This window comes from Rhodococcus pseudokoreensis, assembly GCF_017068395.1.
GTDB lineage: Bacteria > Actinomycetota > Actinomycetes > Mycobacteriales > Mycobacteriaceae > Rhodococcus_F > Rhodococcus_F pseudokoreensis.
This window is the reverse complement of sequence record NZ_CP070619.1, coordinates 2,642,588-2,667,352: the sequence shown is the minus strand read 5'-3', so window position 1 is coordinate 2,667,352 and position 24,765 is coordinate 2,642,588. Positions and strand designations below refer to the sequence as shown.

Genomic DNA, 24,765 nt, shown 5'->3' with positions numbered 1-24,765 from the left:
GTAGGTGTGGCGCCGATCCGGACCAGCCGTTACTGTGGCCGTCATGCAGCGCGCATATTTCTGGTTTAGCAGGCCGGCCCCGGGTGGGCCGGTCGGCGTAACCACGCGCTGACCTCCTCCACCCCAGAGCCGGATTACAGACCGGCTCGCGGGAATCTCCACAGTCTTCGAGGGCCGGCCTGAGAACAGGAACCCGAACCCATGACTGTCACTCTCGACACCACGACCAGCAGTGATCGCCTGGACGCCCAGCGCACCGTGAGCATCAGCCCGCTGGTGGCGCCGTCCGTCGTGCGCCGCGAACACGCCCCCGACGACGTCGCATCCGCGACCGTCCGCTCGGGCCGCGCCGACACGGTGAACGTGCTGAACGGCGACGACGACCGCCTGCTCGTCGTGGTCGGCCCGTGCTCCGTGCACGATCCCGTCGCCGCCATGGACTACGCCCGCCGGCTCGCCGCCAAGGCCGAGGAACTGCGCGACGACCTGCACATCGTGATGCGGGTCTACTTCGAGAAGCCGCGCACCACGCTGGGCTGGAAGGGTCTGCTCAACGACCCCCACCTGGACGGCACGTTCGACATCGACACCGGGATCCGGATGGGCCGCAAGCTGCTGCTCGACGTGTCCTCGCTCGGACTGCCGGTCGGCTGCGAGTTCCTCGACCCGATCATGCCGCAGTACATCGCCGACCTCGTCACCTACGGCGCAATCGGTGCCCGCACCGCCGCCAGCCAGGTGCACCGGCAGCTGTGCAGCGCGCTGTCGATGCCCGTCGGAATCAAGAACTCGACGGAGGGCGACGTGCAGGTGGCCGTGGACGGCACCCGCGCCGCCGCGGCGAGCCACGTGTTCCCCGGCACCGACCTCGACGGGCAGGCCGCGCTGATCCGCACCATGGGCAACCCCGACTGCCACGTCATCCTGCGCGGCGGCAGCGACGGACCGAACTACGACGCCGAGACGGTGGCGGACACCCTCGCCCGGCTGAACAAGTCCGGTCTGCCGGAACGCGTCGTCATCGACGCCAGCCACGGCAACAGCAGCAAGAACCACGAGAAGCAGGTCGACGTGCTGGACGACATCGCGTCCCGCCTCGAGGCAGGCGAGAAGGGGATCGTCGGTGTGATGGTGGAGAGCTTCATCGAGGCCGGACGCCAGGACCTCACCCTCGGAAAGTCGGAGGAGCTCACCTACGGTCAGTCGATCACCGACGCCTGCATCGACTGGAACACCACGGCCGCGCAACTCGACCGGCTGGCGCAGGCCGTCGCGGCCCGGCGCGGATAGTCACCGCACGCCCCGCGTCCGGAACTGGACGCTGATCCGCGGTCCGAGCGGACGGGCACTCTTCGGTACGCAATGCTCCCAGGTGCGCTGGCAGGAACCACCCATCACCAGCAGGTCACCGTGGCCGAGGGAGTACCGGATCGAGTGCCCGCCGCCGCGCGGACGCAGCAGCAGCGGACGCGAGGCGCCGAGCGACAGGATGGCGACCATCGTGTCCTCGGTTCGGCTGCGACCGGTGTCGTCGCCGTGCCAGGCGACGCTGTCGGACCCGTCGCGGTAGAAACACAGTCCGGACGTGGCGAACTCCTCGCCGAGTTCGGGCCGGTAATGCCTGCTCAGGGCGTCTCGCGCGGCGACCAGCAGTGGGTCGGGGAGCGGCTCGTCCTCTCCGTAGAACCGGACGAGGCGCGGCACGTCCACCACGCGGTCGTACATCTGGCGCCGCTCCGCATTCCACGGCACCGTCTCCGCGAGCGTCGTGAACAGGTCGTCGGAGCCGGTCATCCACCCCGGTCGCACGTCGACCCACGCCCCCGCCGTCAGCGTGCGGCGCTGCACCGTCGGCCCGAGTTCGCCCAGCTCCACACCGAATGACGCATCGTCGAACAGCGAAGCCTGCAGCGCATACCGCGCATCCGCGGAGGTCATGCGGCCATGCTACACCGGCAGTCGAACGTATGTTCCCATATTTTCCGGCGACGACGGCTACCGCGGCACCACGGGCTCCCGGTCGTCGCCGGTGTCGACGACGGCCTTCTGCCTGCTCGGCCACCAGAAGGCGCGGCGTTCGAGTGCCGACAGGCTGGGCACCAGCATCGGGGCCATCGCGAAGGCGGCGAGCGCGACACCGATCGCCACCCCGAAGCCGAGTTCGGCGAGGTTGGCCAGTCCGGTGAGGGTCAGGGACGCGAACGTCAGCGCGAGGATCAGGCCGGCGGCGGCGACGGTGGGGGCGTCGTTGGCGACGGCGATCCGCGCGGCGTCGCGAGGGGAGTACCCGTTGCGGAATTCCTCGCGCAGTCGCGAGGCGAGCAGGATGTTGTAGTCGGTGCCGATCGCCACGACGAACAGGTAGAGCACGATCGGAATGGAGAAGTCGATGCCGTCGTAGCCGAGGCCGTGCAGGAACAGGAGCACTACGGCGCCGAGCGTGGCGACGAACGTGAGGGCCACGCACACCAGCAGGTTGATCGGCGCGAGCACCGCCAGCAGGAGCAGGGCGAGGATCAGCGCGATCGCGACCGCGGCGACGGGAAAGACGAGGCGAGTGTCCGCCGCGAGTTGAGCGCGGACGTCGACGAACGTGGACGTCTGCCCTCCCACAACGACTTCCGAGCCGGGGACCGCTCCGTGGGCGGCGTCGCGGATCGGTCCCTCGACGAGATCGAGAGACGTATTCGAGTACGGGTCGTCGGCGAGAACGACAGTGACGAGCGCGGCGCGACCGTCCTGACTCGGTCGCGGCGGGGCGACCGAGGACACCCCCGGCACCTGCGTCAGCGCGGTCACGAGGGGTGTCAGTGACGCGGGGTCGAGCGGTCCGGGAGCCACGACGTACACCTGGGTGGGGCTGAGCGCGCCCGCGGGGAAGGACTTGCCGAGGGTGTCGAACGCCTGCTGGGACGGCGTGTCGGCGGGCAGTTCGCCGAGCGTGTTGTACGTCGACTTGTAGCCGGACGCGAACGAGGCGAGCGCGATCAGCACGAGGCCGATGACGACGGCGAACACGGCCGGGCGGCGTCCGATCGCGGCGCCGATCGCGGCGAACGGTGTGTGCGGGCTGTCGTGTCCCGGGCCGAGCGGCCAGAACAGGTGGCGGCCCAGCACGGTGAACACGGCGGGAATGAGCGTCAACGCGGTCACCAACATGGCGGCCACCGCGACGATGAGTCCCGGGGCGAGCGTGGTGAGGGAACCGAGTTTCGCCAGCAGCAGCGCGGCGAACGCGACGATGACCGTGAGCGCCGACGACGCGACGACGCGACCGACGACGTCGGTGGAGAACACGAGCGCTTCCCGGTGCGTGTCGGCGGTGCACCCTGCCGCGGCCTGCTGCCGCAGACGCTCGCGATACCGGAACAGCAGGAAGACGATGTAGTCGGTGCCGACACCGAAGAGGACCACCACGAGGATCGATTGCAGCGACGTGCTGACCTGGAAGTCGAACAGATCGGCGAGCACGGCGGTCAGCCCGGTGACCACCGCCAGCACGACGCCGATCACGAGGACCGGCAGGACCGCGATGACGGGGCTGCGGAAGATCAGGCCGAGCAGGGTGAGGATGACGATCACCGTGGCGATCGTGATGACCTTGTCGGCGTTGTCGTAGGCGGCGGTGGTGTCGACCTGGATGGCCGCGTTGCCGGTCAGCCCGCTCACCAGGCCGGTGCCGCTCAGTTGCTGCTCGGCGTCGTTCCGGACGACCGGGACGGCTTCGTTGACCTGGTCGTCGCCGGGTTGCCCGGCGAACACCACCTGCAGTGCGGCGGCCTTGCCGTCGGCGGACAGCGACGTGGGCGACCCCTGCACGCTCAGCACGCCCGGGATCGCCGAATTCTGCAGCGACGTCGCGAGATTGAGGGCAGTCTGCTGGTCGGCGGGAGACAGTGGGGCGCCGTCGGCGCGGACCACCACCAGGCTGCCGGTGGCACCGGACAGGCTGGGGAAGTACTGGTTGCCGACGGCCTGCGCCTCGGAGGACTCGAATGAACTGGGCAGGAATGTCTGCTGGTTACCGGTGGTGTAGTCGTCGAGGCTGGGTGCGAACAGAATGACCGCTATTGCGGCGACCACCCAGGCCGCGATGACTCGCCACGGGTGTGCGACGACGGTACGCGCGATGTAGGCAAACATCATTCCCCGTTCCGGGAGATGAAGGTTCGGCCGGCGCCCGGGGCCGGGCGGTCGAACCGTGCCAAGTCATCGTCGCACGCAGGGCGCCGCGAAGGCTACGGGTTCTGCCGCATCGAGAACACCGCGGCCCCGCTCCGACGTCAGGGAGCGGGGCCGCGGTACGTCGTTGTCCTCGTTACCGCAGGGGCGTGAAATCCCGGCTACCGAGGTAGCCGGGGCGCGGGGCGGGAGCCGAGAACGGATCCGTCAGAGTGTTTTCGACACTGTTGAACACGATGAAGAGGTTCGACCGCGCGAACGGCGTGATGTTGCCGTTCGAACCGTGCATGCAGTTCGAATCGAAGACGGTGGCCGAACCCGCGGGTCCGGTCATCGTGTCGATGCCGTACTCGTTGGCCATCCGGGTGAGCGTCGGCTGATCCGGCGACCCGGTGGGCGGAACGTAGCTGACCAGCGATTCCTTGAAGTAGTCCTCGGGGGTCTCGCCGGCGCACGAGACGAACGCGCGGTGCGATCCGGGCATGATCATCAGCCCGCCGTTGTGCCCGTAGTTCTCGGTCAGCGCGATCGAGATGCTCGCGGCGCGCGGCGCAGGCATCCCGTCCTCGGCGTGCCACGTCTCGAAGTCGGAGTGCCAGTAGAACGGGCCGCCGGTGAAACCCGGTTTGAAGTTGAGCCGCGACTGGTGGACGTAGACGTCCGAACCGAGGATCTGCCGGGCGATACCCACCACCTCGGGGCGGCGGACGATCTCGTCGACGACGTCGCTGAGACGGTGGACGTCGAACACGGACCGGACGGCGCCGTTGCCGTTCTCCCGCACGATGCGGTCGTCGCCGCGCAACGTGTCGGTCTCGGCGAGGCGGGTCATCTCGTCGACCAGGTCGAACACGTCGCGTGGCGGGATGATCGCGTCGGCGGAGTGGTATCCGCGCTTGTCGTAGTCGGCAATCTGATTCGCAGTGAGCGGACCGGACCGGGTATCACCCCGTTTCGTATCGAACCAGGTGACCGGGTCCTGACGGACGGTCATCGTGCACTCGTCGCGGTCCCTCGTGGGGTAGTTGTCGGCTACGGCCGTACGCATAACTCGTGTTTCACCCTTTCGGATTGGACAACGCTTTACTCTTCCGACGTTCTCACTGGTCGTCGACGAATGCAACCCGGACACAGGTCCACCGAGGCTGGACTGGACCGCGACGGCGCGTCGCCGCGGTGGGATCGTGACGGACATGACCGATTCGGTGGCGGTACTCGGGGTGGCGGCGATCGCGCTCGGCATGGTTCTCACGCCGGGACCCAACATGCTGTATCTGGTCTCGCGCAGCATCACTCAGGGCAGGGCGGCGGGCCTGGTCTCGCTGGCCGGTGTCGCTCTCGGGTTCCTGTGCTATCTGGCCGCTGCGGCACTGGGTATTTCGGCGGTGTTCTCCGCCGTCCCGCAGGCGTACACCGCACTGAAACTGGCGGGCGCGTGCTATCTGGGATGGATGGCGTGGCAGGCGTTGCGGCCCGGCGGTCATGCGCCGTTCGCGCCTGCCCGGGCACTGCCCCGGGACTCGTCCGCCCGGCTGTTCCTGATGGGCCTGACGACGAATCTGCTCAACCCGAAGATCGCGGTGATGTACCTGGCGCTGATCCCGCAGTTCGTGCACCCCGGCGCCGGTCCCGTCTGGGTGCAGAGCCTACTGCTGGGCAGTGTGCAGATCGTGGTCGCGCTCACCGTGAACGCGCTGATCGTCTGCGTCGCAGGAACTGTCGCGACCTTCCTGTCGGGACGCCCGGCGTGGCTGCGGGCGCAGAAGTTCGTGATGGGAAGCGTCCTCGGCGGTCTCGCCGTCCACCTCGCGCTGGACCGGGCCCGGCCCGCGGTCGTCTGAGCCGGCCGCGGCCCGGGTGGCCCGAATCATGCACACCCGGGCATTCTTCGCGGGTACCGTCGAGGCAACGACGACGAAGGGGTGAGCGATGGCCGGGACCATGCGGGCGGAACGATTCCACGCCGACACGAAAACAATTGCTGTGGAGGATATTCCGATTCCGGAGCCCGGCCCCGGTGAAGTGCTCGTCAAGGTGGAGTTCTGCGGCATCTGCCACTCCGACCTCAGTCTGATCGACGGCACGTTCCCGGCGCTGCTGCCCGAGGTGACCCAGGGCCACGAGGCGTCGGGCACCATCGCGAAAGTCGGTGCCGGAGTGACCGGCTGGGCCGAGGGTGACCGCGTCGTGCCGTCCGCGGGCAGGCCCTGCTTCGCGTGCCGCAACTGCCGCCGCGGAGACCTCACGAACTGCCTGAACATCCAGCTCATGGCGTTCGCCTACGACGGCGCGTGGGCCGAGTACACCGTCGCGCAAGCCGGGGGACTGACCCGCATCCCGGACAACGTTCCGTTCGAGCAGGCGGCCCTCCTCGCCGACGCGGTGTCGACGCCGTTCGGTGCGGTCGTGCGCACCGGCAAGGTCGTGGTCGGGGAGACCGTCGGCGTGTGGGGTGTGGGCGGCGTCGGCACCCACATCGTGCAGCTGGCGCGCCTGGTCGGCGCCGTCCCGGTGATCGCGTTCGACATCAATCCCGCTGTGCGGAAGCGTGCTCTGAAACTCGGCGCCGACTACGCGTTCGACTCCCGGGACGAGGACCTGAAGGAGAAGGTCGCGGAGGCCACGGGCGGCCGGATGCTGGACGTCGCGTTCGACGCGGCCGGACTGAAGGTGACGTTCGAGCAGGCACTGAACTGCCTGACGGTGGGCGGCCGCCTCGTCGCGGTCGGCCTGAGCGCGCAGGAGGCGTCGGTGGGGACCACCGCGCAGTTCGGACTGTCGCAGAAGCAGGTACTCGGCCATCTGGGGTACAAGAACGTCGACATCGAAACCCTCGCCGAACTGGTGTCGCGCGGCCGCCTCGACCTGTCGCGGTCGATCAGCGAGATCGTCCCGCTCGAAGACGTCGCGAAGGGCATCGAGAAACTCGCGAACCACGAGGGAGATCCCATCCGGATCCTCGTCAAACCCTGAGCGGGACGCGGCTCACCGGGACCTGTCGGTGCCCCGCTGTACCGTCGGGCCATGGGATATGAATTTCAAGTCACAGTGGACTCGGAGAACCCGCATACCCTGGCCAAATGGTGGGCCCAGGCGCTCGGCTGGGAGGTGGAGCCGAGCAACGAGGAGTTCATCCGCGGGCTCGTGCAGGCCGGCCACGCGCAGGAGTCCGACACCATCGAATTCGAGGGTGTCCTGGTCTGGCGGGAGGGCCAGGCCATCCGCGATCCGGAGCACCCCGAGCGCCCCCGCGTGCTGTTCCAGCTGGTTCCCGAACGGAAGACAGTGAAGAACCGGCTGCACCTGGACATCAGGGTCGGGGACGGCCGCTACGAGGTCGCCGAAAAGCTCGAGCAGGCCGGCGCCACCGTCCTCCACCGGGGTCGCCAGGGTCCGAGCGAGTGGGTCACGTTGACCGACCCGGAGGGCAACGAGTTCTGCGTCAGCTGACGCGACGGCCACTCAGCGGTAGGAACTCGGCGTGCTGCCGGTCCAGCGCTTGAAGGCGCGACGGAACGCGCTGGGCTCGGAGAAGCCGAGCCGCGCCGACAGGTCGTCCACGGACTCGCCGCGCCGGAGCCCGGCGACGGCGGCGTCGCGAAGCACTTCCTCCCGCAGCTGGTTCAGCGACGTCCCCTCCTGCCGGAGCAGCCGGCGCAGGTGGGGGACACTGATCGACAGCATCTCCGCGATGTCCTCGGCCGTCGAGGTGCGGCCCTTCATGCCGTGCTCGAGAACCCGGCGTACCTGCGCGGACGCCGTGCTGTCGTAGTCGCGCTCCGACATCAGCAGCGTCGGCGACTCCCGCAGATACTCCTCGAGAGTCTCCTCGGTCTGGATGATGGGCGCCCGCATCACCGCATTGTCGAATTCGACTGCGGGAATGTCGGAATCGAACGTCACGGGGACACCGAAGATGTGATCGTAGTTCTCGGCGAGCTGCGGCAGCGGCGCCGGATACGGCAGTTCCACCGCCAGCAACCGGACCCTCTTGCCCACGAGCCACGCCGCGAACCGGTGGAGCAGGATCAGCAGGAAGTCCGTGGTGACGCGCGTCGCCTCGAGCGACAACTGCACCTCCTCGGCGGACCGTTCGGCCGCCACCGGGCGGATGTCGATGGTCATCCGGGTGCCGCCGTGGGCACCGGGGCCGATGTGCAGCGCGGGCAGTGACGGCAGCGCACGGAGGATGTCGGCCATCCGCTCGAGGGCGGCGGACAGATCCGCGGTATGGATCAGCGCGAGGCACACGAGCCGGAACGTGCCGCGGGGGACCGGTGCCGGGCCGAGGCCGAACAATTCGTCGCCGGTGATCTGCCAGACGGCCTGGGTGAACGCGGTGACTTGGGTGGGCGTCAACCGGGCCAGCGGATCCCCGAGCGATGCCGTCGTGAGTCCCGCCGCCGACAGTGCGGGGGAGAGGTCGACGCCACTGCGCGCCGACAGGTCGAGCGATCGCCGCACGAAGTCGGCGGGGATGGTGCGCGCAGTCACGATCCGGACTCTCCGAGGGTCCGTAGCCGTCGTGCGGCCTCCTCGAGCACGTGATCCTGTTTGCAGAAAGCGAACCGCACCAGCGGGTTCCACGGCTGCGGATGGTCGGTGAACACACTGACCGGTACTGCGGCCACACCGATGCGCTCCGGGAGTGTGCGGCAGAAGTCGATGCCGTCGCGTTCGCCGATCGCGGTGATGTCGGCGCACAGGTAGTACGTGCCGCCGCCCGAATGGACCTCCAGACCGGACGCGACGAGCGCGTCGTACAGGACGTCCCGCTTGGCCTGGAGACTGTCCCGCAGTTCCTTCACCCACTGCTGCTCGTGGCTCAGCGCGTGCGCCACTGCGGGTTGGAACGGTCCGCCGCCGACGAAGGACATGTACTGCTTCGCGGTGCGGACCGCGTCGATCAGTTCCGCCGGACCGCACGCCCAGCCGATCTTCCACCCGGTGACGTTGAACGTCTTGGCGGCGCTGGACACCGAGACGGTCCGTTCGTACATTCCCGGGAGGGTGGCCAGGGCGGTGTGCGTGCGGCCGTCGAAGACCAAGTGTTCGTACACCTCGTCGCTCAGCACCAGCAGGTCGTGTTCGCAGGCCAGTTCCGCGACCGCGGCGATCTCGTCCGGGGTGAACACGGTGCCCGTCGGATTGTGCGGGGTGTTGATCACCAGCATCCGGGTCTTCGGCGTGATCGCGGCGCGCAGAGCGTCGAGGTCGACGACGAACCTCGTGCCGGAGCGGGCGAGCGGCACACTGCGCCGCACCGCCCCCGCCAGCGCGACCGAGGCGGCGTAGGAGTCGTAGTACGGCTCGATCAGCACCACTTCCTCACCCGGTTCGACCAGGCCCAGGATGGCGGCACTGATGGCCTCGGTGGCGCCGACGGTGACCAGCACCTCCGAGTCGGGGTCGTGGTCGAGCCCGTACCGGGCCAGGCGGTCGGCCGCGACCGCCTGCCGGAGCACGGGCATACCGGGGCCGGGTGGGTACTGGTTGAGCCCGTCCGCGATCGCTTGCCGCGCCGTGTCGAGCATGGACGCGGGACCGTCGGTGTCGGGGAAACCCTGACCGAGGTTGATCGCGTCGTGACGCACGGCGAGCGCGGTCATCTCGGCAAAGATGGTGGACGCGAACGGCTGCAAGCGCTGGACGGTGCGGTTGCGCGGCGTTGCGGGCATTACTGCAGCGTAGTCGGTGTGACGGCGACGGTTGCACACGGCCGCGTCACGTTCTGCGGGGCTGTCTCGTCTTCTCTGTAGACGGCGCGCGAAGGGCGCCCGGTGACGATGGAGGACGCAATGCCCCGCATTCCCGCAGTGGCCCCCGCGGACGCGAGCCCGCTGGTGAAGGTCGCCTACAAATATGCTGCCCACAAGTTCGACGAGGTGCCCGAGCCGTTCGCCGTGCTCGCCCATCACCGCAAACTGTTCGTCGCCTCCGCCCGGCACGAGATGGCGGTGCAGAAGGCGTCGACCGTCCTCCCGGCGAACGTGCGGGAGATCGCCGTCTTCCGCGTGGCGTGGACGATCGGCTGCTCGTGGTGCGTGGACTTCGGCACGATGCTGCAACGCCTCGACGGCCTGGACGTGGAGCGGCTGAAGCACATCGCCGACTACGCCGACTCACCCGCGTACAGCGACGACGAGCGCGCGGCCATCGCCTACGCCGACGCGGTGACGGCGACACCCACCACCGTCACCGACGATCAGGTCGCGGATCTCGAGCGCCGGTTCGGCCGGGCCGGCGTCGTCGAACTGTCCTATCAGATCGGTATCGAGAACATGCGCGCCCGGATGTACTCGGCGCTGGGCATCACCGAGCAGGGTTTCGGCACCGATTCGTGCCGGGTGCCGTGGGCCGACGACGCCGCGGTCACGACGGACGGTCCGGGAGCATGATCCCGGCGAACTTCTCCGGGTTGGCGATGTCGTACGCCGCGTAGACGAGACCGTCGCGGACGGTGAACCCACCCACTCGCGCAGGCGAGCTGCGGTGGGCATCGTCTCCGGTGAATCCGGCGGTGAAATAGCCGAGCTGGCCGTTGACCAGAACCAGCTCCATGGCGGTGAACACCTCCGGCCCGTACCGCTGGACGAGGCCGAGGAAGAAGCGGGCGAACTTGTCGGCGCCGCGGATGACGTTGACGGCGGTGCTCGTGGTGCCGTTGGCGTCGCCGATGACCAGGGCTTCCGGGTGCAGCGCCGCGACCACCGCGTCGAGGTCGCCGCCGGCGAGAGCCTCGAGCAGCCGCTGCACGGCGAGAGCGTGCTCCTCGTCGGGAACGGCGGGTGTCGTTGCGGCAGCCGCCTTGCGGGCTCTCGACGCGAGCTGGCGCGCGGCGGGCGTCTCGATGCCGAGAATCCCGGCCACCTCGTCGAACGGCACCCCGAAACCGTCGTGCAGCACGAACGCGACCCGTTGCGCCGGGGTGAGGGTGTCGAGCACGATCAGCGCCGCGAGGCGGTTGTCCTCGTCCCGGACGACCGCCTCCAAGGGATCCGGCTCGGCGGACGGGGACAGCGCGGTGACGACCGGTTCCGGAAGCCATTGGCCGACATACTGTTCCCGCCGCACCGCGGCCGAACGCAACCGGTCGAGGCAGATCCGCCCGACCACCGTGGTCAGCCAGGACCCGAGGTCGCGGATGGTCGCGGCGTTCGCGTCGTCGAGTCGTAGCCACGACTCCTGCACGGCGTCCTCCGCGTCACTGACACTGCCGGTCAGCCGGTACGCTACCGAGAGCAGATGCCGCCGGTGGGACTCGAATTCGTCTACCAGCGTCGCGGTGGGCATGCCGATATCCTACGTGCGGTCCAGACATAAAATCCGTCGTGTGCGTAACCGTTGACCCTGGTGGTGGGTCCGGACGTATGGTGTGGCGACCACACCACGTCCAGGGAGTCTGCCATGTTCCAGTGTTCCAGCTGTCGTAGCTGACCTGGCTTTTCCGCACCCCTTTTTCGTCTGCACGTCCTGCCAACCCCCCTCCGGCGAACGCCGGGCCGGCCGGAGTGCGCTCGCACGACCCGCTGCTTCGTCGTTCGCGGGCACCACACACCAGGAAGACCTTCGATGACTCGTCCCCGTTTCGCGCGGACTCTGGCGGCCGCGGCCGCCCTCCTCTCCCTCACCAGTCTCGCCGTTGCCTGCTCCAAATCCGAAACCACCACGACCGCCGACGGCAAGACCGTGCTGCGGTACGAGGGCACCACGGGCCAGGTCTCGTTCCCGGAACTCGCGGCCGACCTCGGCTACTACCAGAAGGTCGAACTGAACTGGATCGGCGACACCACCAGTGGGCCGCAGAGCATTCAGAACGCCGCCACGGGTCAGACCGACTTCGGTGGGGCGTTCAACGGGGCGGTGCTGAAGCTCGCCGCGGCCGATTCCCCGATCACGTCCGTCATCGGCTACTACGGCTCCGACAAGGAGACGTTCAACGGGTACTACGTGCTCGACGGAAGCCCGATCACGTCGGCACGCGACCTGATCGGCAAGAAGGTCGGCATGAACACGCTCGGCGCGCACCACGAATTCCTCGTGCGTGAGTGGCTGGCCCGGGAGGGGCTGAGCCCCGACGAGATCAAGCAGGTCGAGCTGACCGTCGTGCCGCCGGTGAATACCGAGCAGGCGCTGCGCCAGGGACAGATCGACGTCGGCACGCTCGGAAGCGTGTTCCGCGACAAGGCCGTCGAACGCGGCGGCATCCGCCCGCTGTTCACCGACGAGTCCATCTTCGGTTCCTTCACGTACGGTTCGCTGCTGTTCCGCAACGACTTCATCTCGAAGAACAAGGACGCCGTCGCCGACTTCGTGCAGGGCACGGCCCGCGCCATCCGCTGGACGCAGACCACGCCCCGCGCCGACGTGATCGCGAAGTACAAGGAGATCATCACGGGGCGCGGCCGCAACGAGACCACCGACCTCGTCGACTATTGGAAGTCGCCCGGTGTCGCAGGCCCCGGTGGCGTGATCACCGACAAGGAAATTCAGACCTGGATCGACTGGCTCGTCCGCAACGGGGAACTCGAGGACGGCAAGCTCACGCCTGCCGACGTCTACACCAACGAGTACAACCCGTACGCCAACGGCACGTACCCCGCCGACAGCGGTCCCGACGGACAAGCGCTGGCCGCCAAGTGAACTCCGCCCCAAGTCCCCACGAGAAGAAAGTGAAGTCGATGTCCCACTCCCGGTTCCGGCGCGGCGCCGTGCGCGCACTCGCGGCGACCGCAGCACTGTTCACGCTGGCCTCGGGAGTGGCGGGGTGTGCCGGCTCGTCGGACACCGCCACCACCGAGGACGGGAAGACGGTCCTGCGGTACCAGGGGTGGGCCGGCGACGTGGGATTCCACGAACTCGCCGAGGACCTGGGGTATTACGACAAGGTCAAGCTCGAATGGGTCGGCGACACCACCAGCGGCCCGCAGGACATCCAGTCGGCGGCCACCGGTGACGTCGAATTCGGTTCGGCCTTCAACGGAGCCGTCGTCAAACTCAACGCCGCGGGGGCGCCGATCACGTCGGTGCTGAGTTCCTACGGCGCGGATGCCGGCGAGTTCACGGGCTACTTCGTGCTGGACGGCAGCCCCATTCGCTCGGCGCGTGACCTGATCGGCAAGAAGGTCGGGATGAACACGCTCGGCGCGCACCACGAGTTCCTCGTCCGGGAGTGGCTGGCCCAGCAGGGCCTGACCCCGGACGAGATCAAGCAGGTGGAGCTGATCGTCGTGCCGCCGGTGAACAACGAACAGGCGCTGCGCGAAGGCCAGATCGACGTGGCCGCCATCAACGGGATCTACCGCGAAACAGCCCAGGAGCGCGGGGGAATCCGGCCGCTGTTCACGGACCGGGATCTGTTCGGCGCGTTCAGCTACGGCACGTACGTGGTGCGGGACGACTTCCTGGCGAAGAACGAGGACGCTGTCGCGGACTTCGTGCAGGGCACGGCCCGGGCCATCCGCTGGACCCAGGTGACCCCGCGCGAAGAGGTGGTCGCACGGCTGAAGAGCATCATCGAAAAGCGTGGCCGCAACGAGAGCGACGAGGCCATCGACTATTGGCGCAGCTCCGGAATTCCCATCGCCGGGGCCGTGATCCAGGAGAAGGAGCTGCAGACCTGGATCGACTGGCTCGTCCGGAACGGTGAGCTCGACGAGGGCAAGCTGACCGCGACCGACCTCTACACCAACGAATTCAACCCGTACGCCAACGGCACGTTCCCCGCCGAGAGCGGGCCCGACGGAGAAGTACTGGAAGGACAGAAATGAGCACCACCGCCTCGAATCCCGACCGGGTTCAGACGCCCAAGCTCCGCCTCGAGCACGTCACCAAGCAGTTCGACGTGCGCGGGTCGAAGGACAAGTTCACCGCGATCGAAGACATCGACATCGATCTCGCGGACGGCGAATTCCTCGTCCTCGTCGGGCCGAGCGGTTGCGGAAAGTCGACGCTGCTCGACCTGCTCGGCGGACTCAGCACACCCACGTCCGGTCGGATCCTGCTCGACGGCAAGCCGGTCACCGGCCCCGGCCTCGACCGCGGCATCGTCTTCCAGCAGTACGCGCTCCTGCCGTGGCGGACGGCACGGCACAACATCGAGTTCGGGCTCGAAGCCAAGGGACTGCCCAAGAAGGAACGGCGCGAACTCGCCGAGCACTACCTCGAACTCGTCGGTCTGAAGGGATTCGGCGACCGCTACCCGCACGAGTTGTCGGGTGGCATGAAGCAGCGCGTCGCGATCGCCCGCAGCCTGGCATTCGACCCCGAGGTGCTGCTGATGGACGAGCCGTTCGCCGCGCTCGACGCCCAGACCCGCGAGTCGCTGCAGGACGAACTGCTCCGCATCTGGAAGGCCACCGGCAAGACCATCCTGTTCATCACCCACGGCATCGACGAGGCCATCTACCTCGGGCAGCGGGTCGCCGTCCTGACGTCACGCCCCGGCCGGGTGAAGACGTTCGTGGACATCGACATCGACCGCAGCGGCGAGGACGTCCGGTCCAACGAGCAGTTCCGGCACTACCGACACCGCATCTGGACGCTGCTGCACGGCGAAGTGGAGCGTGCACAGGTAATCGAGAAGGAGGAAGCACATGTCTAGCGCACTCGCGACACCGGAAGTTCCCGTCGCCGCCGATCCGACCCGGACCGCGGCTCCGACGCCCGCTTCCACCCCGCCCGAGCCGGGTGCCGTCCAGCGTGCCGGCGCGGCGCTGGGTCCGCTCGCGTGGCGGATCCTGAAGCCGTCCATCGCGATCGTCGCCTTCCTGGCGCTGTGGGAGATCGCTCCCCGCGTCGGTCTCGTCGACGAGGTGTTCCTGCCCCCGTTCAGCACGGTGATCGAGGCGTTCTTCGACCTGCTCCAGAGCGGTGAGCTGTGGCAGCACGTGTCCGCCAGCATCTCCCGCGCGCTGATCGGCTTCTTCGTGGCCATCGTGATCGCGATCCCGCTGGGCATCGCCATCGCCTGGTACCGGCCCGTGTCGGACTTCCTGAACCCGATCCTGGAACTGTTCCGCAACACGGCGGCGCTGGCACTGCTCCCCGTCTTCATCCTGATCCTCGGCATCGGTGAGGAGTCGAAGATCGCCCTGGTGATCTACGCGTGCACCTTCCCGATCCTGCTGAACACGATCTCCGGTGTCCGCACCGTCGACCCGCTGCTGATCAAGTCGGCGTCCTCGCTGGGACTGTCGCCGGTGCGCCTGTTCCAGAAGGTGGTCCTGCCCGCCGCCGTTCCCACCATCTTCACCGGAATCCGGATGGCCGCGGCGTCGTCGATCCTCGTGCTGATCGCCGCCGAGATGGTCGGGGCCAAGGCCGGGCTCGGCTACCTGATCACGGCCTCCCAGTTCAACTTCCAGATTCCCAACATGTACGCGGGCATCGTCGCCATCTCGGTTCTCGGCCTGACGATCAACGCCGTTCTCGTACTGATCGAACGCAGGCTGTCCCGCTGGCGGGTCTAGTCCTTACCGGAAAAGAAAAACTACATGTCACAGGATTCCCAGTTCCACCTCAACGCGTTTCTCATGGGCGTGGGGCATCACGAGGCGGCGTGGCGCCACCCCCGCACCGAGGCGCACCGCGTCCTGGACGTCGCGCACTTCCAGGAACTCGGCCGGATCGCGGAGCGCGGCAAGCTCGATTCGGTGTTCTTCGCCGACGGTCTCGCCGTCGGACCGCGGATCAAGCACAACACGCAGGCGATCTTCGAACCCGTCACGCTGCTCTCGGCGATCGCCGTCGCCACCGAACACGTGGGGTTGATCGCCACGGCGTCGACGAGTTACTCCGACCCCTACACCCTGGCCCGTAAGTTCACGTCGCTCGACCACATCAGCAGCGGCCGGGCCGGGTGGAACATCGTGACGTCGGCCGGCGCGGACGAGGCCGCCAACTTCGGCGTCGACGGCATCCCCGCGCACAGCGGACGATACGAGCGCGCAGAGGAATTCGTCGACGTCACCCTGGCCCTGTGGGACAGCTGGGAGGACGGCGCGGTGGTACTGGATCCGGAGACCGGCGTGTTCGCCGATCCCGGCAAGGTCCACACCATCGACCACGACGGTCCGCGGTTCCGGATCAAGGGCCCGCTCAACTCGCCCCGTTCCGCTCAGGGGCGGCCGCTGCTGGTGCAGGCCGGATCGTCCGAGAGCGGCAAGGAGTTCGCGGCGCGGTACGCCGAGGCCGTGTTCACCGCGCAGCGCACCCTCGAGCAGGGGCAGGAGTTCTACCGCGACCTGAAGGCGCGCGTGGTGAAACACGGCCGCAATGCCGGCGACCTGAAGGTGCTGCCCGGCATCGTGCCGTTCATCGCCGACACCGAGGAGGAGGCGAAGGCGCTCGAGCAGTCGTTCACCGATCTGATCTCGCCCGAGTACTCGCTGCGGCAGCTGTCCACGATGCTCGGTGTCGATCTCACCAAGCATTCTCTCGACGCACCGTTGCCGCCGCTTCCCCCGCTCGACGAGATCCAGGGCAACAAGAGCCGGTACCAGCTGGTGAAGGATCTCGCGGCGGACGGATCGCTCACCGTCCGGCAGCTGATCGGGCTGCTCGGCGGCGGACGCGGACACCGCACGTTCGCAGGCACCCCGGAACAGGTGGCGGACGAACTGCAGACCTGGTTCGAGCAGGGCGCGGCCGACGGTTTCAACATCATGCCGCCGTACCTGCCCGGCGGACTCGACGACTTCGTCGACCGGGTCGTCCCGATCCTGCAGCAGCGCGGACTGTTCCGCACGGAGTACACGGCGACCACCCTGCGCGGTCACTACGGGCTCGCGGACGTCGACAACCGGTTCGCGGGCGTGGTCGACGAAGCGAGCGCATGAGCGGCGGTCTGAAGCCTCTCGTCACCACCGTCTTCGTCCCCGCCGCGATCTTCGGCATCGGACAGGGCGCCGCCGCCCCGGTCATGGCACTGACGGCCCGCGAACTGGGTGCGTCGGTGGCCGTGTCCGGGCTGATCGTCGCGGTCGTCGGGCTCGGCGCCGTCCTCGGCGACCTGCCCGCGGGCCGGATCGTCGCGAGGTTCGGGGAGCGGCGGTCGATCATCGGCGGCAGTGCCGTCGGCGCCACCGGAGTGCTGGTCTGCCTCCTCGCGCAGACACCCTGGATGCTCGGTATCGGTGCACTGCTGACCGGGCTCGCGAACGCCGTGTGGGGGCTGGCCCGCCAGAGCTATCTGGCCGATGCCGTGCCGATCGGGATGCGGGCCCGGGCGATGTCGTCGTTCGCGGCGATGTGGCGGCTCGGCTTCTTCGTCGGCCCGCTGCTCGGTGCCGCCGTCATCCTGGTGGTCGGCGCGCGGGGCGGGTTCATGGTGCAGTTCGTCGGCGTCGTGCTGTCCGGGTGGCTGATGTCGCGGGTGCCCGACCCGCCGCGCCGCGACCCGGCCACCGTGCGAGGGCACGCGACGCTGCCGTCGATCCTGCGTCGCCACCGGAAACTGCTGGCCACACTCGGAGCCGGATCGCTCATGATGGGCGCGGCCCGCGCCTCCCGGGAGGCGGTGCTCCCGCTGTGGGCCGCCCACCTCGGACTCGACGCCGCCCAGGTCAGTCTCGTCTTCGGTGTCGGTGCCGCCGTCGACCTGCTGTGCTCGTATCCGGCCGGACATTTCATGGACCGGTACGGCCGCAGGTTCATCGCGGTGCCGTCGCTGCTGGTGATCGGCGTGTCGTACCTGGCGTTGCCGTTCTCGCACGACCTGTGGTCGATCGGGATCGTCGCCGTCGTGATGGGAATCGGCAACGGCCTCGGCAACGGCGTCATCATGACCCTCGGCGCCGACATCGCCCCGCCGGCCACCCGCGCCGAATTCCTCGCAGCGTGGCGGCTCACCCACGACACCGGCATGTTCGCCGGACCGTTCGGGGTCGGCGCGCTCGCCGCGGTGGTCCCGCTCGGTGCCGCCGTCGCCGCGATCGGGGGAGCGGCGCTGCTCGGCGCCGGACTCCTGTTCCGGTTCATCCCGGTCTATTCCCCCTGGCCACCGCCGCCCGCGGCGGAGCCGGATTCCTCACCGCTCGAAAAACAGGAAGCATAGGTACATTCGTTTCATGCGCTTCGGATTGTTCGTTCCTCAAGGTTGGCGTCTGGATCTCGTCGGAATCGATCCCGCGGATCAATGGTCGGTGATGCGCGACTTCGCGTTGCGCGCCGATCAGGGTTCGTCCTGGGATTCACTGTGGGTCTACGACCACTTCCACACCGTCCCGGCCCCGACCGAGGAGGCCACGCACGAGGCGTGGACCCTCATGTCCGCGTTCGCGGCCGTCACGTCGCGGGTGCGTCTCGGTCAGATGTGTACGGCGATGAGCTACCGCAACCCCGCCTACCTCGCCAAGGTCGCCGCCACCGCCGACCTCATCTCGGGCGGACGCATCGAGATGGGCATCGGTGGCGGCTGGTACGAGCACGAATGGCAGGCATATGGTTACGGATTCCCCTCCGCCGGTACGCGTCTCGGCCGCCTCGACGAAGGCGTGCAGATCATGCGCCAGGCCTGGACCAACGGCACCGCGACCCTCGAAGGCAAGCACTACCAGGTCGACGGCGCCATCGTCCGTCCACTTCCGCTGCAGGACGGCGGCATTCCGCTGTGGATCGCCGGTGGCGGCGAGAAGGTGACGCTGAAGATCGCGGCAAAGTACGCGCAGTACACCAACTTCGACGGCACACCCGACGGATTCGCACAGAAGTCCGAGATTCTGCGGAAGCACTGCGACACTGTCGGCACCGACTTCGACGCCATCACCCGCTCGGCCAACTACAACGTCGCGATCGGCACCACCGAGGCGGAGGTCGAGCAGCGGTTGCTCACCCTGAAGGACCGGCTCACCCCGCACGTCGGCGCCGACGCCGCCGAGGGCGCGCTCGGCGCGTTCCGGGGCATGCCCGGTGTGGGAACGCCGGAACAGATCGTCGAGAAACTGTCGGCGCTGAAGGAACTCGGCATGTCCTACGGCATCTTCTACTTCCCCGAAGCCGCCTACGACACCTCGGGCATCGAACTCTTCGAGAAAGAGGTCCTGCCGGCGTTGCGGTGAGTAGGTCGGTTCCCCGGGCATAGAGTGGCGGGCATGTTCGTCGTCACCCTCGCCGCCGACAACGTGTGGCTGAGCCCGCCGGTTGTCACCGACATCGACGCGATCTGCTCGGCGTGCGGCGAGGCGTCGATCGCCGAGTGGACGACGATGCCCGCCCCGTACGCACGCTCGGACGCCGAGCAGTTCGTGCGGCAGACGGTGCCGACCGGCTGGGCCGACCGCAGCCCCACCTGGGCGCTGCGCGATCGTGAGAACGGCCCGGTGCTGGGGATGATCGGCCTGATGGCGCGGGATATGACCGCAGCGGAGATCGGGTACTGGCTGTCGCCGTCCGCGCGCTCGCGGGGGCTGATGACGACCGCGGTGAACCTGGTGTGCGATTTCGCGTTTCGGCCGGACGGGATGGCGCTCGAACGCATCGAATGGCGTGCGTTCGCCGGCAACCGGGACTCGGCGGCAGTCGCCCGACGGGTGGGCTTCCGGTTCGAGGGCATCCAGCGCGCCGGACTGGTGCAGCGCGGTGTCCGGCGCGATTCGTGGGCCGCCGCCCTGCTGGCCGGCGACCCCCGGCACCCGGCCGACGGCTGGCCCGGCTAGCGACCGGTCAGCGCAAGCCTTCCGGAAGGTCGTGCTCGGACACCGCGACCCGCTGGTCGGGGTTGGTGCGGATGTGCTCCGACTCGGCGATCCGGCTCTGCAGGAAATCCCACTCGACCTGATCGATGGCGACCTCCGCGCGGGACCGCACGGCCGCGTCGCGGGTGCCCCACGCGATCGGCATCGGGCTGACCATCTCCCAGGTGTCGGACAGGCTGTGGGTGCTGCGGTCGTTCAGCAGTGCGACGGACGGCACCCGGTCACCCACCCGCTGCTTCTGACCGGTGCGGATCGGAACGTTGCGGGTGACGAGCGCGTACGACGGGTGGCCCGCGGACGGCTTCGCGACGTCGATCAGCGACAGCAGGGTCACCGCGCGGGGATGGACCTCCGAGACGACGGCAGGCACCAGCGGACTCTTCGCGTACAGGTCCTCGATGCTGCCGACCTTCTTCGGCACCCAGAACGCCACCCACACGGACGTCAGCGCGGCAATCGCCACGACGGCACCCAGGATGATCGACCAGGGGTGGGCGAGCAGGATCAGGCCGACAGCGGCGGCCGCGAACAGCAGCGCCACCACGATCGCCGACACCTGCAGGCGTCGCATGTCGGCGAACGTCTGGTTGACGGACTTCGCGTAGGGCCGGTCGACGGTGAACTCGAAATGTCGCACGGCCCCAGCTTAGAGCGCCCGCTCCGGCGGCAGGCGGCTACCCGATGGCCGGGCCCAGCAGGTCGTCGGCGTCGGTGATCCGGTACGCGTATCCCTGCTCGGCGAGGAAGCGCTGCCGGTGGGCGGCGTACTCGGCGTCGAGCGTGTCCCGCGCCACCACCGAGTAGAAGTGGGCCTGGCCGCCGTCGTGCTTGGGCCGCAGCAGCCGTCCCAGCCGCTGAGCCTCCTCCTGACGGGACCCGAACGTACCCGAAACCTGCACGGCGACAGACGCTTCCGGCAGGTCGATCGAGAAGTTCGCGACCTTGCTGACCACCAACGTCTGGATTTCGCCCGCCCGGAAACGGTCGAACAGTTCCTCCCGCTCCTTGTTCTTGGTCGACCCCTTGATGACCGGGGCGTTCAACGCCTCACCCAGTTCGTCGAGCTGGTCGAGGTACGCGCCGATGATCAACGTCGGTGCGTCGGTGTGCCGTTCCAGGATCGACTTCACCACCGCGATCTTGGTGTGTGCGGTGGAACACAGCTTGTACCGCTCGTCGGGTTCGGCGACGGCGTACGCCATGCGTTCGGCGTCCGTCAGCGTCACCCGCACCTCGACGCAGTCGGCGGGAGCGATCCACCCCTGCGCCTCGATGTCCTTCCACGGTGCGTCGTAACGCTTCGGCCCGATCAGCGAGAACACGTCGCCCTCGCGGCCGTCCTCGCGCACCAGGGTGGCGGTGAGGCCGAGGCGCCGGCGGGACTGCAGGTCGGCGGTCATGCGGAACACCGGGGCGGGCAGCAGGTGCACCTCGTCGTAGATCACGAGACCCCAGTCGCGGGAATCGAACAGTTCGAGATGCTTGTATTCGCCCTTGGTGCGCCGGGTGATCACCTGGTACGTGGCGATCGTGACCGGACGGATCTCCTTGCGCTCGCCGGAGTACTCGCCGATCTCCTCCTCGGTCAGCGACGTGCGCGCGATCAGCTCGCGCTTCCACTGCCGTCCCGCGACCGTGTTCGTCACCAGGATCAGCGTGGTGGCCTTCGCCTTGGCCATCGCCGCCGCACCGACCATCGTCTTGCCCGCACCACAGGGCAGGACGACGACACCGGATCCGCCCGCCCAGAACGAGTCGGCGGCCATCTCCTGGTAGTCGCGCAGGTGCCACTGGCCGTCTGCCGACCCCGGGGACGTTCCCTCGAAGTCCAGGTCGATGGCGTGCGCCTCGCCGTCGACGTACCCGGCGAGGTCCTCCGCCGGCCAGCCGACCTTGAGCAGCAACTGCTTGAGACGGCCGCGCTCGCTCGGGTGCACCACCACCGTGTCGTCGTCGACGCGGGCGCCGAGCATCGGGGCGATCTTCTTGTGCCGGGTCACCTCGGTGAGGACCGCGCGGTCGAGGCTGACCAGCGTCAGACCGTGGGCGGGATTCTTCACCAGCTGCAGGCGCCCGTACCGGGCCATCGTGTCGACGATGTCGACCAGCAGCGGCTGCGGCACCGCGTACCGGGAGAAGTTGACGAGCGCATCGACCACCTGCTCGGCGTCGTGCCCGGCGGCGCGCGCGTTCCACAGCGCCAGCGGGGTGATGCGGTAGGTGTGGACGTGTTCGGGCGCGCGCTCGAGTTCCGCGAACGGGGCGATCGCCTGGCGGGCGTCGTTCGCTCGTTCGTGATCGACCTCCAACAGCAGGGTCTTGTCGGATTGGACGATCAACGGTCCGTCGGTCACGGAAGCCTCCTCGAAAATGCGGTGCCGGATGTAGCCAGCCTGTCCATTGTCCTGATCCGGGCGGCGGCGCGCCACGTCGCGGCCCCCGGCAGGGCCGATACCTGCACATCCGGGGCGGTCGGGGCCTAAATTGAGGGGCAGCCGGATGGATCGACCCAGAGACGAGGCTCGCGATGACCCAGCCCCCCGACGACCCGAACCGCCCCGATCCGAGCGTCCCCGGCGAGCCGCCGAACAACCCGCAGCAACCGTACCCCCAAGGTGGGCCGCAGCAGCCCTACCAGCAAGGTCAGTACCCGCAGCAGCCGTACCAGCAGGGTCAGTACGCCCAGCAGCCCGGCCAGTATCCGCCGGGCCAGTACGGGCAGCAGCCCGGCCAGTACCCGCCGGGTCAGTACCCACCGCAGCCGAAGAAGTCGCGGAAAGGGTTGTTCATCACTCTCGGCGTCCTCGCCGTCGTGATCCTCGCCGCCGTCGCCGCGTTCGGCGTGTACGCGGTCAAGAGCGCCGACGAGAACGCCCTCGACGTCGGCGACTGCCTGTTCTTCGAGTCCGCGTCGACCACCGCCGCCGACACCTCGCACGAGAAGCGGGACTGCTCCGACAGCGAGGCCACGTACGAGGTGGCGCAGAAGAACGACGGCGACGTCCAGTGCGGCGAGGACTACTTCTCCTACACGCTCGTCGGCGAGGACAAGGACGTGCAGACCACGCTGTGCCTCGTCCCGAACATGATCGAGGACTCCTGCTACCTGCTCGAGGACGACGGCCGGATCGTGCCGTCCGACTGCTCCGACATGCAGACCGTCAAGGTCGTGAGACGCGCGGACGGCCAGGACGACGAGACCCTGTGCAACGAGTTCGACACCGCATTCCCCATCGCCTTCTCCGAACCCCAGCGCACGTACTGCATCGAGGTCAATCTGGGTGGCTGACGCCCCGTGAGTACTTGTTAACCGCCGGCGGTTAACAAGTACTCACGGGGAGTTAAATTCACGGGAATCGAGTCCGTTGAACTGCACGTTCCCCTTCGTTAGCGTTCGAGGTCAGGCCACATCACTGCGCGCGGCGAAGGGGGGAACGATGGCGCGAACCCAGCCCGTCACCCGGCGCGGCGCCGGACGTTCCGGCGCCAGCGCGGGCACGGTGCTGCGTACGGTCCTCGACAGCGGGCCGATCGCGCGCAGCACCATCGCCCGCGTCACCGGGCTCTCGCCCGCGACGGTGACCACGGCCAGCGCGCAGCTCGTCGACCACGGCCTGCTGCGGGAACTGCCGGAGATCGCGGGTCCCACCGGGCTGGGACGGCCCCACGTGCCGGTGGACGTCGACGACAGCCGGTACGTCGTCTACGGCATCCATCTGGCGATCACGCACGTGACCACCGCGTTGCTCGACCTGCGCGGGCGGGTGCTGGCGCGGTCCCGGGATCCGCACTACGGGCTGGGACCGGCCGAGATCCTCCGGAACGCCGTGACGACCCTGGAGGCGCTGGCCGTCCAGCATGGTGAGCCGTCGGTTCCGATCGGCGTCGGCTTCGCGGCGGGCGGCTGGATCGACTCCGAATCGGGTGTGGTGCGCGAGCATCCGATCCCGGGCTGGAACGGGTACCCGGTCCGCGCGGATCTCGAGCAGCGCACGGGCCTGGACGTCCGGATGGATTCGCACGCGCGTGCTCTCATCGACGCGGAGGTGCTGTTCGGGGAACCGAGGGCGCGCGAGAGCGTGGTGCAACTCTTCGTCGGGAACGTGGTGGACGCCGCGTTCGCGACCGGCGGCGTGGTCCACCACGGTCCTCGCGCGGCGGCGGGCGCGGTGGCGCACGTGCCCGTCGAGAACAGTGTCGAGGAGTGCACCTGCGGACGCACCGGATGTGTGCAGGCCACCCTGTCGGATCGGGTGCTGGTACGCAGGGCGATGGAACTGGGCATCATCGAGCGGCCGATCTTCCGCGACCTTCTCGACGCGGGCCGTCGCAGGCACCCGGAGGCGCTGGCCCTGTTCACGGAACGGGCGCACGGCGTCGGGGTGGTGGCGGCGCGACTGCTCGATCTGTTCAATCCGGAGGTCCTCATCGTCTGCGACCAGAGCGTGAGCGGGATTCCCGGCTGTCTCGACACGGTCAGGCGGGCGGTCGCGGAGTCGTCGGCGACGTGCGACGATCCGTCGTGGTCCGTGCTGTCCACCAGCTTTCCGGGACGGGCACTGCCGGTGTCCGCCGGTTCCGTGATCCTCGCGGAGCTCTACCGGGCGCCGCTCACCAGCTTCGTGCGGCCGTTGGCCGGAATCTCGTGACGTGTATCACAGGGCCGGAGTTAATTCGGTGGGAAGCAATGTTGACGGGGATTGCGCTGGATCGCAAGGATATTGGTGTGAACATCACCACGGCGGACAGCGTGCGTACCACCTCGTGTCGCTCCGGGTCCTGTTGTCGCCGCACGCGACCGGGTCGCATCTGACGTCTCCGGCCTGACGTCTGCCGAAACATCGTTCCGTTCTTCCTTTCTCGCTCCTGCGTGGCACCCGACCTTCTG

23 protein-coding genes are annotated in these 24,765 nt (G+C 68.4%); 15 read left to right on the top strand and 8 right to left on the bottom strand.

The window, feature by feature from the left end:
• Positions 1 to 201: 201 nt before the first annotated feature.
• On the top strand, positions 202 to 1,290 hold the full coding sequence (locus JWS13_RS17330; protein ID WP_206006734.1) for a 3-deoxy-7-phosphoheptulonate synthase: 1,089 nt from the start codon (positions 202 to 204) through the stop codon (positions 1,288 to 1,290).
• Here the strand turns inward: JWS13_RS17330 and JWS13_RS17325 are convergent, their stop codons facing one another.
• The 3 genes from JWS13_RS17325 to thpD form a co-directional block, all read right to left on the bottom strand.
• Entirely contained in the window at positions 1,291 to 1,938 is a 648-nt protein-coding gene (locus JWS13_RS17325; RefSeq protein WP_206006733.1) for an alpha-ketoglutarate-dependent dioxygenase AlkB, read from the bottom strand.
• A 57-nt stretch (positions 1,939 to 1,995) separates the two neighbouring features.
• Entirely contained in the window at positions 1,996 to 4,146 is a 2,151-nt protein-coding gene (locus JWS13_RS17320; protein ID WP_206006732.1) for an MMPL family transporter, read from the bottom strand.
• Positions 4,147 to 4,318: 172 nt separating this feature from the next.
• Entirely contained in the window at positions 4,319 to 5,230 is a 912-nt protein-coding gene (thpD, locus tag JWS13_RS17315; RefSeq protein ID WP_206006731.1) for an ectoine hydroxylase, read from the bottom strand.
• A gap of 145 nt (positions 5,231 to 5,375) precedes the next feature.
• Here thpD and JWS13_RS17310 point away from each other — a divergent pair, with 145 nt between their 5' ends.
• The 3 genes from JWS13_RS17310 (at position 5,376) to JWS13_RS17300 (ending at position 7,632) form a co-directional block, all read left to right on the top strand.
• A complete protein-coding gene (locus JWS13_RS17310) occupies positions 5,376 to 6,023 on the top strand; it encodes a LysE family translocator (RefSeq protein WP_206006730.1) in 648 nt (215 codons plus the stop codon).
• A gap of 88 nt (positions 6,024 to 6,111) precedes the next feature.
• A complete protein-coding gene (locus JWS13_RS17305; RefSeq protein WP_206006729.1) occupies positions 6,112 to 7,155 on the top strand; it encodes a zinc-binding dehydrogenase in 1,044 nt (347 codons plus the stop codon).
• A 51-nt stretch (positions 7,156 to 7,206) separates the two neighbouring features.
• Entirely contained in the window at positions 7,207 to 7,632 is a 426-nt protein-coding gene (locus JWS13_RS17300; protein ID WP_206006728.1) for a VOC family protein, read from the top strand.
• A gap of 12 nt (positions 7,633 to 7,644) precedes the next feature.
• Here JWS13_RS17300 and JWS13_RS17295 read toward each other — a convergent pair whose 3' ends face one another.
• Positions 7,645 to 8,676 carry an AraC family transcriptional regulator gene (locus tag JWS13_RS17295; RefSeq protein WP_206006727.1) on the bottom strand — a complete coding sequence of 344 codons (1,032 nt, stop codon included), beginning with the start codon at positions 8,674 to 8,676 and terminating at the stop codon, positions 7,645 to 7,647.
• Positions 8,673 to 9,860 carry a pyridoxal phosphate-dependent aminotransferase gene (locus JWS13_RS17290; protein ID WP_206006726.1) on the bottom strand — a complete coding sequence of 396 codons (1,188 nt, stop codon included), beginning with the start codon at positions 9,858 to 9,860 and terminating at the stop codon, positions 8,673 to 8,675. Before JWS13_RS17290 ends, JWS13_RS17295 begins: the two co-directional genes overlap by 4 nt.
• Before the next feature lie 120 nt (positions 9,861 to 9,980).
• On the opposite strand from JWS13_RS17290, the gene JWS13_RS17285 reads away from it, so the two are divergent.
• Entirely contained in the window at positions 9,981 to 10,580 is a 600-nt protein-coding gene (locus JWS13_RS17285) for a carboxymuconolactone decarboxylase family protein (protein ID WP_206006725.1), read from the top strand.
• On the opposite strand, the gene JWS13_RS17280 is transcribed toward JWS13_RS17285, so the two are convergent.
• Entirely contained in the window at positions 10,555 to 11,475 is a 921-nt protein-coding gene (locus JWS13_RS17280; protein WP_206006724.1) for a sigma-70 family RNA polymerase sigma factor, read from the bottom strand. The two genes, JWS13_RS17285 and JWS13_RS17280, sit on opposite strands and share 26 nt — an antisense overlap.
• A gap of 279 nt (positions 11,476 to 11,754) precedes the next feature.
• Here JWS13_RS17280 and JWS13_RS17275 point away from each other — a divergent pair, with 279 nt between their 5' ends.
• From JWS13_RS17275 to JWS13_RS17240, 8 genes are read left to right on the top strand one after another with little or no spacing between them, the layout of a single operon-like run.
• On the top strand, positions 11,755 to 12,825 hold the full coding sequence (locus JWS13_RS17275) for an ABC transporter substrate-binding protein (protein WP_206006723.1): 1,071 nt from the start codon (positions 11,755 to 11,757) through the stop codon (positions 12,823 to 12,825).
• A 38-nt stretch (positions 12,826 to 12,863) separates the two neighbouring features.
• Complete coding sequence (locus JWS13_RS17270; RefSeq protein WP_206006722.1) at positions 12,864 to 13,952, top strand: ABC transporter substrate-binding protein; 1,089 nt, start codon at positions 12,864 to 12,866, stop codon at positions 13,950 to 13,952.
• Positions 13,949 to 14,785: an ABC transporter ATP-binding protein gene (locus JWS13_RS17265; RefSeq protein WP_206006721.1), complete on the top strand. Its 837-nt coding sequence runs from the start codon at positions 13,949 to 13,951 to the stop codon at positions 14,783 to 14,785. Before JWS13_RS17270 ends, JWS13_RS17265 begins: the two co-directional genes overlap by 4 nt.
• Positions 14,778 to 15,653, top strand: coding sequence for an ABC transporter permease (locus JWS13_RS17260; protein WP_206006720.1), 876 nt, complete (start codon positions 14,778 to 14,780; stop codon positions 15,651 to 15,653). Before JWS13_RS17265 ends, JWS13_RS17260 begins: the two co-directional genes overlap by 8 nt.
• 24 nt (positions 15,654 to 15,677) lie before the next feature.
• The gene (locus JWS13_RS17255; protein ID WP_206006719.1) at positions 15,678 to 17,021 is read left to right on the top strand and encodes an LLM class flavin-dependent oxidoreductase; all 1,344 of its coding nucleotides are present in this window, start codon (positions 15,678 to 15,680) and stop codon (positions 17,019 to 17,021) included.
• Positions 17,018 to 18,238 carry an MFS transporter gene (locus tag JWS13_RS17250; protein WP_206006718.1) on the top strand — a complete coding sequence of 407 codons (1,221 nt, stop codon included), beginning with the start codon at positions 17,018 to 17,020 and terminating at the stop codon, positions 18,236 to 18,238. Before JWS13_RS17255 ends, JWS13_RS17250 begins: the two co-directional genes overlap by 4 nt.
• Before the next feature lie 13 nt (positions 18,239 to 18,251).
• Positions 18,252 to 19,241 (top strand): LLM class F420-dependent oxidoreductase, encoded by a 990-nt coding sequence (locus JWS13_RS17245; RefSeq protein ID WP_124392671.1) that lies wholly within the window; start codon positions 18,252 to 18,254, stop codon positions 19,239 to 19,241.
• A 33-nt stretch (positions 19,242 to 19,274) separates the two neighbouring features.
• Positions 19,275 to 19,838 carry a GNAT family N-acetyltransferase gene (locus tag JWS13_RS17240; RefSeq protein WP_206006717.1) on the top strand — a complete coding sequence of 188 codons (564 nt, stop codon included), beginning with the start codon at positions 19,275 to 19,277 and terminating at the stop codon, positions 19,836 to 19,838.
• Positions 19,839 to 19,845: 7 nt separating this feature from the next.
• Here JWS13_RS17240 and JWS13_RS17235 read toward each other — a convergent pair whose 3' ends face one another.
• Positions 19,846 to 20,514: a DUF3239 domain-containing protein gene (locus JWS13_RS17235; RefSeq protein ID WP_206006716.1), complete on the bottom strand. Its 669-nt coding sequence runs from the start codon at positions 20,512 to 20,514 to the stop codon at positions 19,846 to 19,848.
• Positions 20,515 to 20,551: 37 nt separating this feature from the next.
• Entirely contained in the window at positions 20,552 to 22,231 is a 1,680-nt protein-coding gene (locus tag JWS13_RS17230) for a DNA repair helicase XPB (RefSeq protein ID WP_124392674.1), read from the bottom strand.
• Positions 22,232 to 22,404: 173 nt separating this feature from the next.
• On the opposite strand from JWS13_RS17230, the gene JWS13_RS17225 reads away from it, so the two are divergent.
• Positions 22,405 to 23,166 (top strand): LppU/SCO3897 family protein, encoded by a 762-nt coding sequence (locus JWS13_RS17225; RefSeq protein ID WP_072944856.1) that lies wholly within the window; start codon positions 22,405 to 22,407, stop codon positions 23,164 to 23,166.
• A gap of 148 nt (positions 23,167 to 23,314) precedes the next feature.
• A complete protein-coding gene (locus JWS13_RS17220; RefSeq protein WP_206006715.1) occupies positions 23,315 to 24,526 on the top strand; it encodes an ROK family transcriptional regulator in 1,212 nt (403 codons plus the stop codon).
• Positions 24,527 to 24,765 lie beyond the last annotated feature (239 nt).

Coding starts and splice junctions, on each gene's coding strand:
- JWS13_RS17330 (WP_206006734.1), top strand. CDS start 202: ATGACTGTCACTCTCGACACCACGACCAGCAGTGATCGCCTGGACGCC.
- JWS13_RS17325 (WP_206006733.1), bottom strand. CDS start 1,938: ATGACCTCCGCGGATGCGCGGTATGCGCTGCAGGCTTCGCTGTTCGAC.
- JWS13_RS17320 (WP_206006732.1), bottom strand. CDS start 4,146: ATGATGTTTGCCTACATCGCGCGTACCGTCGTCGCACACCCGTGGCGA.
- thpD (WP_206006731.1), bottom strand. CDS start 5,230: ATGCGTACGGCCGTAGCCGACAACTACCCCACGAGGGACCGCGACGAG.
- JWS13_RS17310 (WP_206006730.1), top strand. CDS start 5,376: ATGACCGATTCGGTGGCGGTACTCGGGGTGGCGGCGATCGCGCTCGGC.
- JWS13_RS17305 (WP_206006729.1), top strand. CDS start 6,112: ATGGCCGGGACCATGCGGGCGGAACGATTCCACGCCGACACGAAAACA.
- JWS13_RS17300 (WP_206006728.1), top strand. CDS start 7,207: ATGGGATATGAATTTCAAGTCACAGTGGACTCGGAGAACCCGCATACC.
- JWS13_RS17290 (WP_206006726.1), bottom strand. CDS start 9,860: ATGCCCGCAACGCCGCGCAACCGCACCGTCCAGCGCTTGCAGCCGTTC.
- JWS13_RS17285 (WP_206006725.1), top strand. CDS start 9,981: ATGCCCCGCATTCCCGCAGTGGCCCCCGCGGACGCGAGCCCGCTGGTG.
- JWS13_RS17280 (WP_206006724.1), bottom strand. CDS start 11,475: ATGCCCACCGCGACGCTGGTAGACGAATTCGAGTCCCACCGGCGGCAT.
- JWS13_RS17275 (WP_206006723.1), top strand. CDS start 11,755: ATGACTCGTCCCCGTTTCGCGCGGACTCTGGCGGCCGCGGCCGCCCTC.
- JWS13_RS17270 (WP_206006722.1), top strand. CDS start 12,864: ATGTCCCACTCCCGGTTCCGGCGCGGCGCCGTGCGCGCACTCGCGGCG.
- JWS13_RS17265 (WP_206006721.1), top strand. CDS start 13,949: ATGAGCACCACCGCCTCGAATCCCGACCGGGTTCAGACGCCCAAGCTC.
- JWS13_RS17260 (WP_206006720.1), top strand. CDS start 14,778: ATGTCTAGCGCACTCGCGACACCGGAAGTTCCCGTCGCCGCCGATCCG.
- JWS13_RS17255 (WP_206006719.1), top strand. CDS start 15,678: ATGTCACAGGATTCCCAGTTCCACCTCAACGCGTTTCTCATGGGCGTG.
- JWS13_RS17250 (WP_206006718.1), top strand. CDS start 17,018: ATGAGCGGCGGTCTGAAGCCTCTCGTCACCACCGTCTTCGTCCCCGCC.
- JWS13_RS17245 (WP_124392671.1), top strand. CDS start 18,252: ATGCGCTTCGGATTGTTCGTTCCTCAAGGTTGGCGTCTGGATCTCGTC.
- JWS13_RS17240 (WP_206006717.1), top strand. CDS start 19,275: ATGTTCGTCGTCACCCTCGCCGCCGACAACGTGTGGCTGAGCCCGCCG.
- JWS13_RS17225 (WP_072944856.1), top strand. CDS start 22,405: ATGACCCAGCCCCCCGACGACCCGAACCGCCCCGATCCGAGCGTCCCC.
- JWS13_RS17220 (WP_206006715.1), top strand. CDS start 23,315: ATGGCGCGAACCCAGCCCGTCACCCGGCGCGGCGCCGGACGTTCCGGC.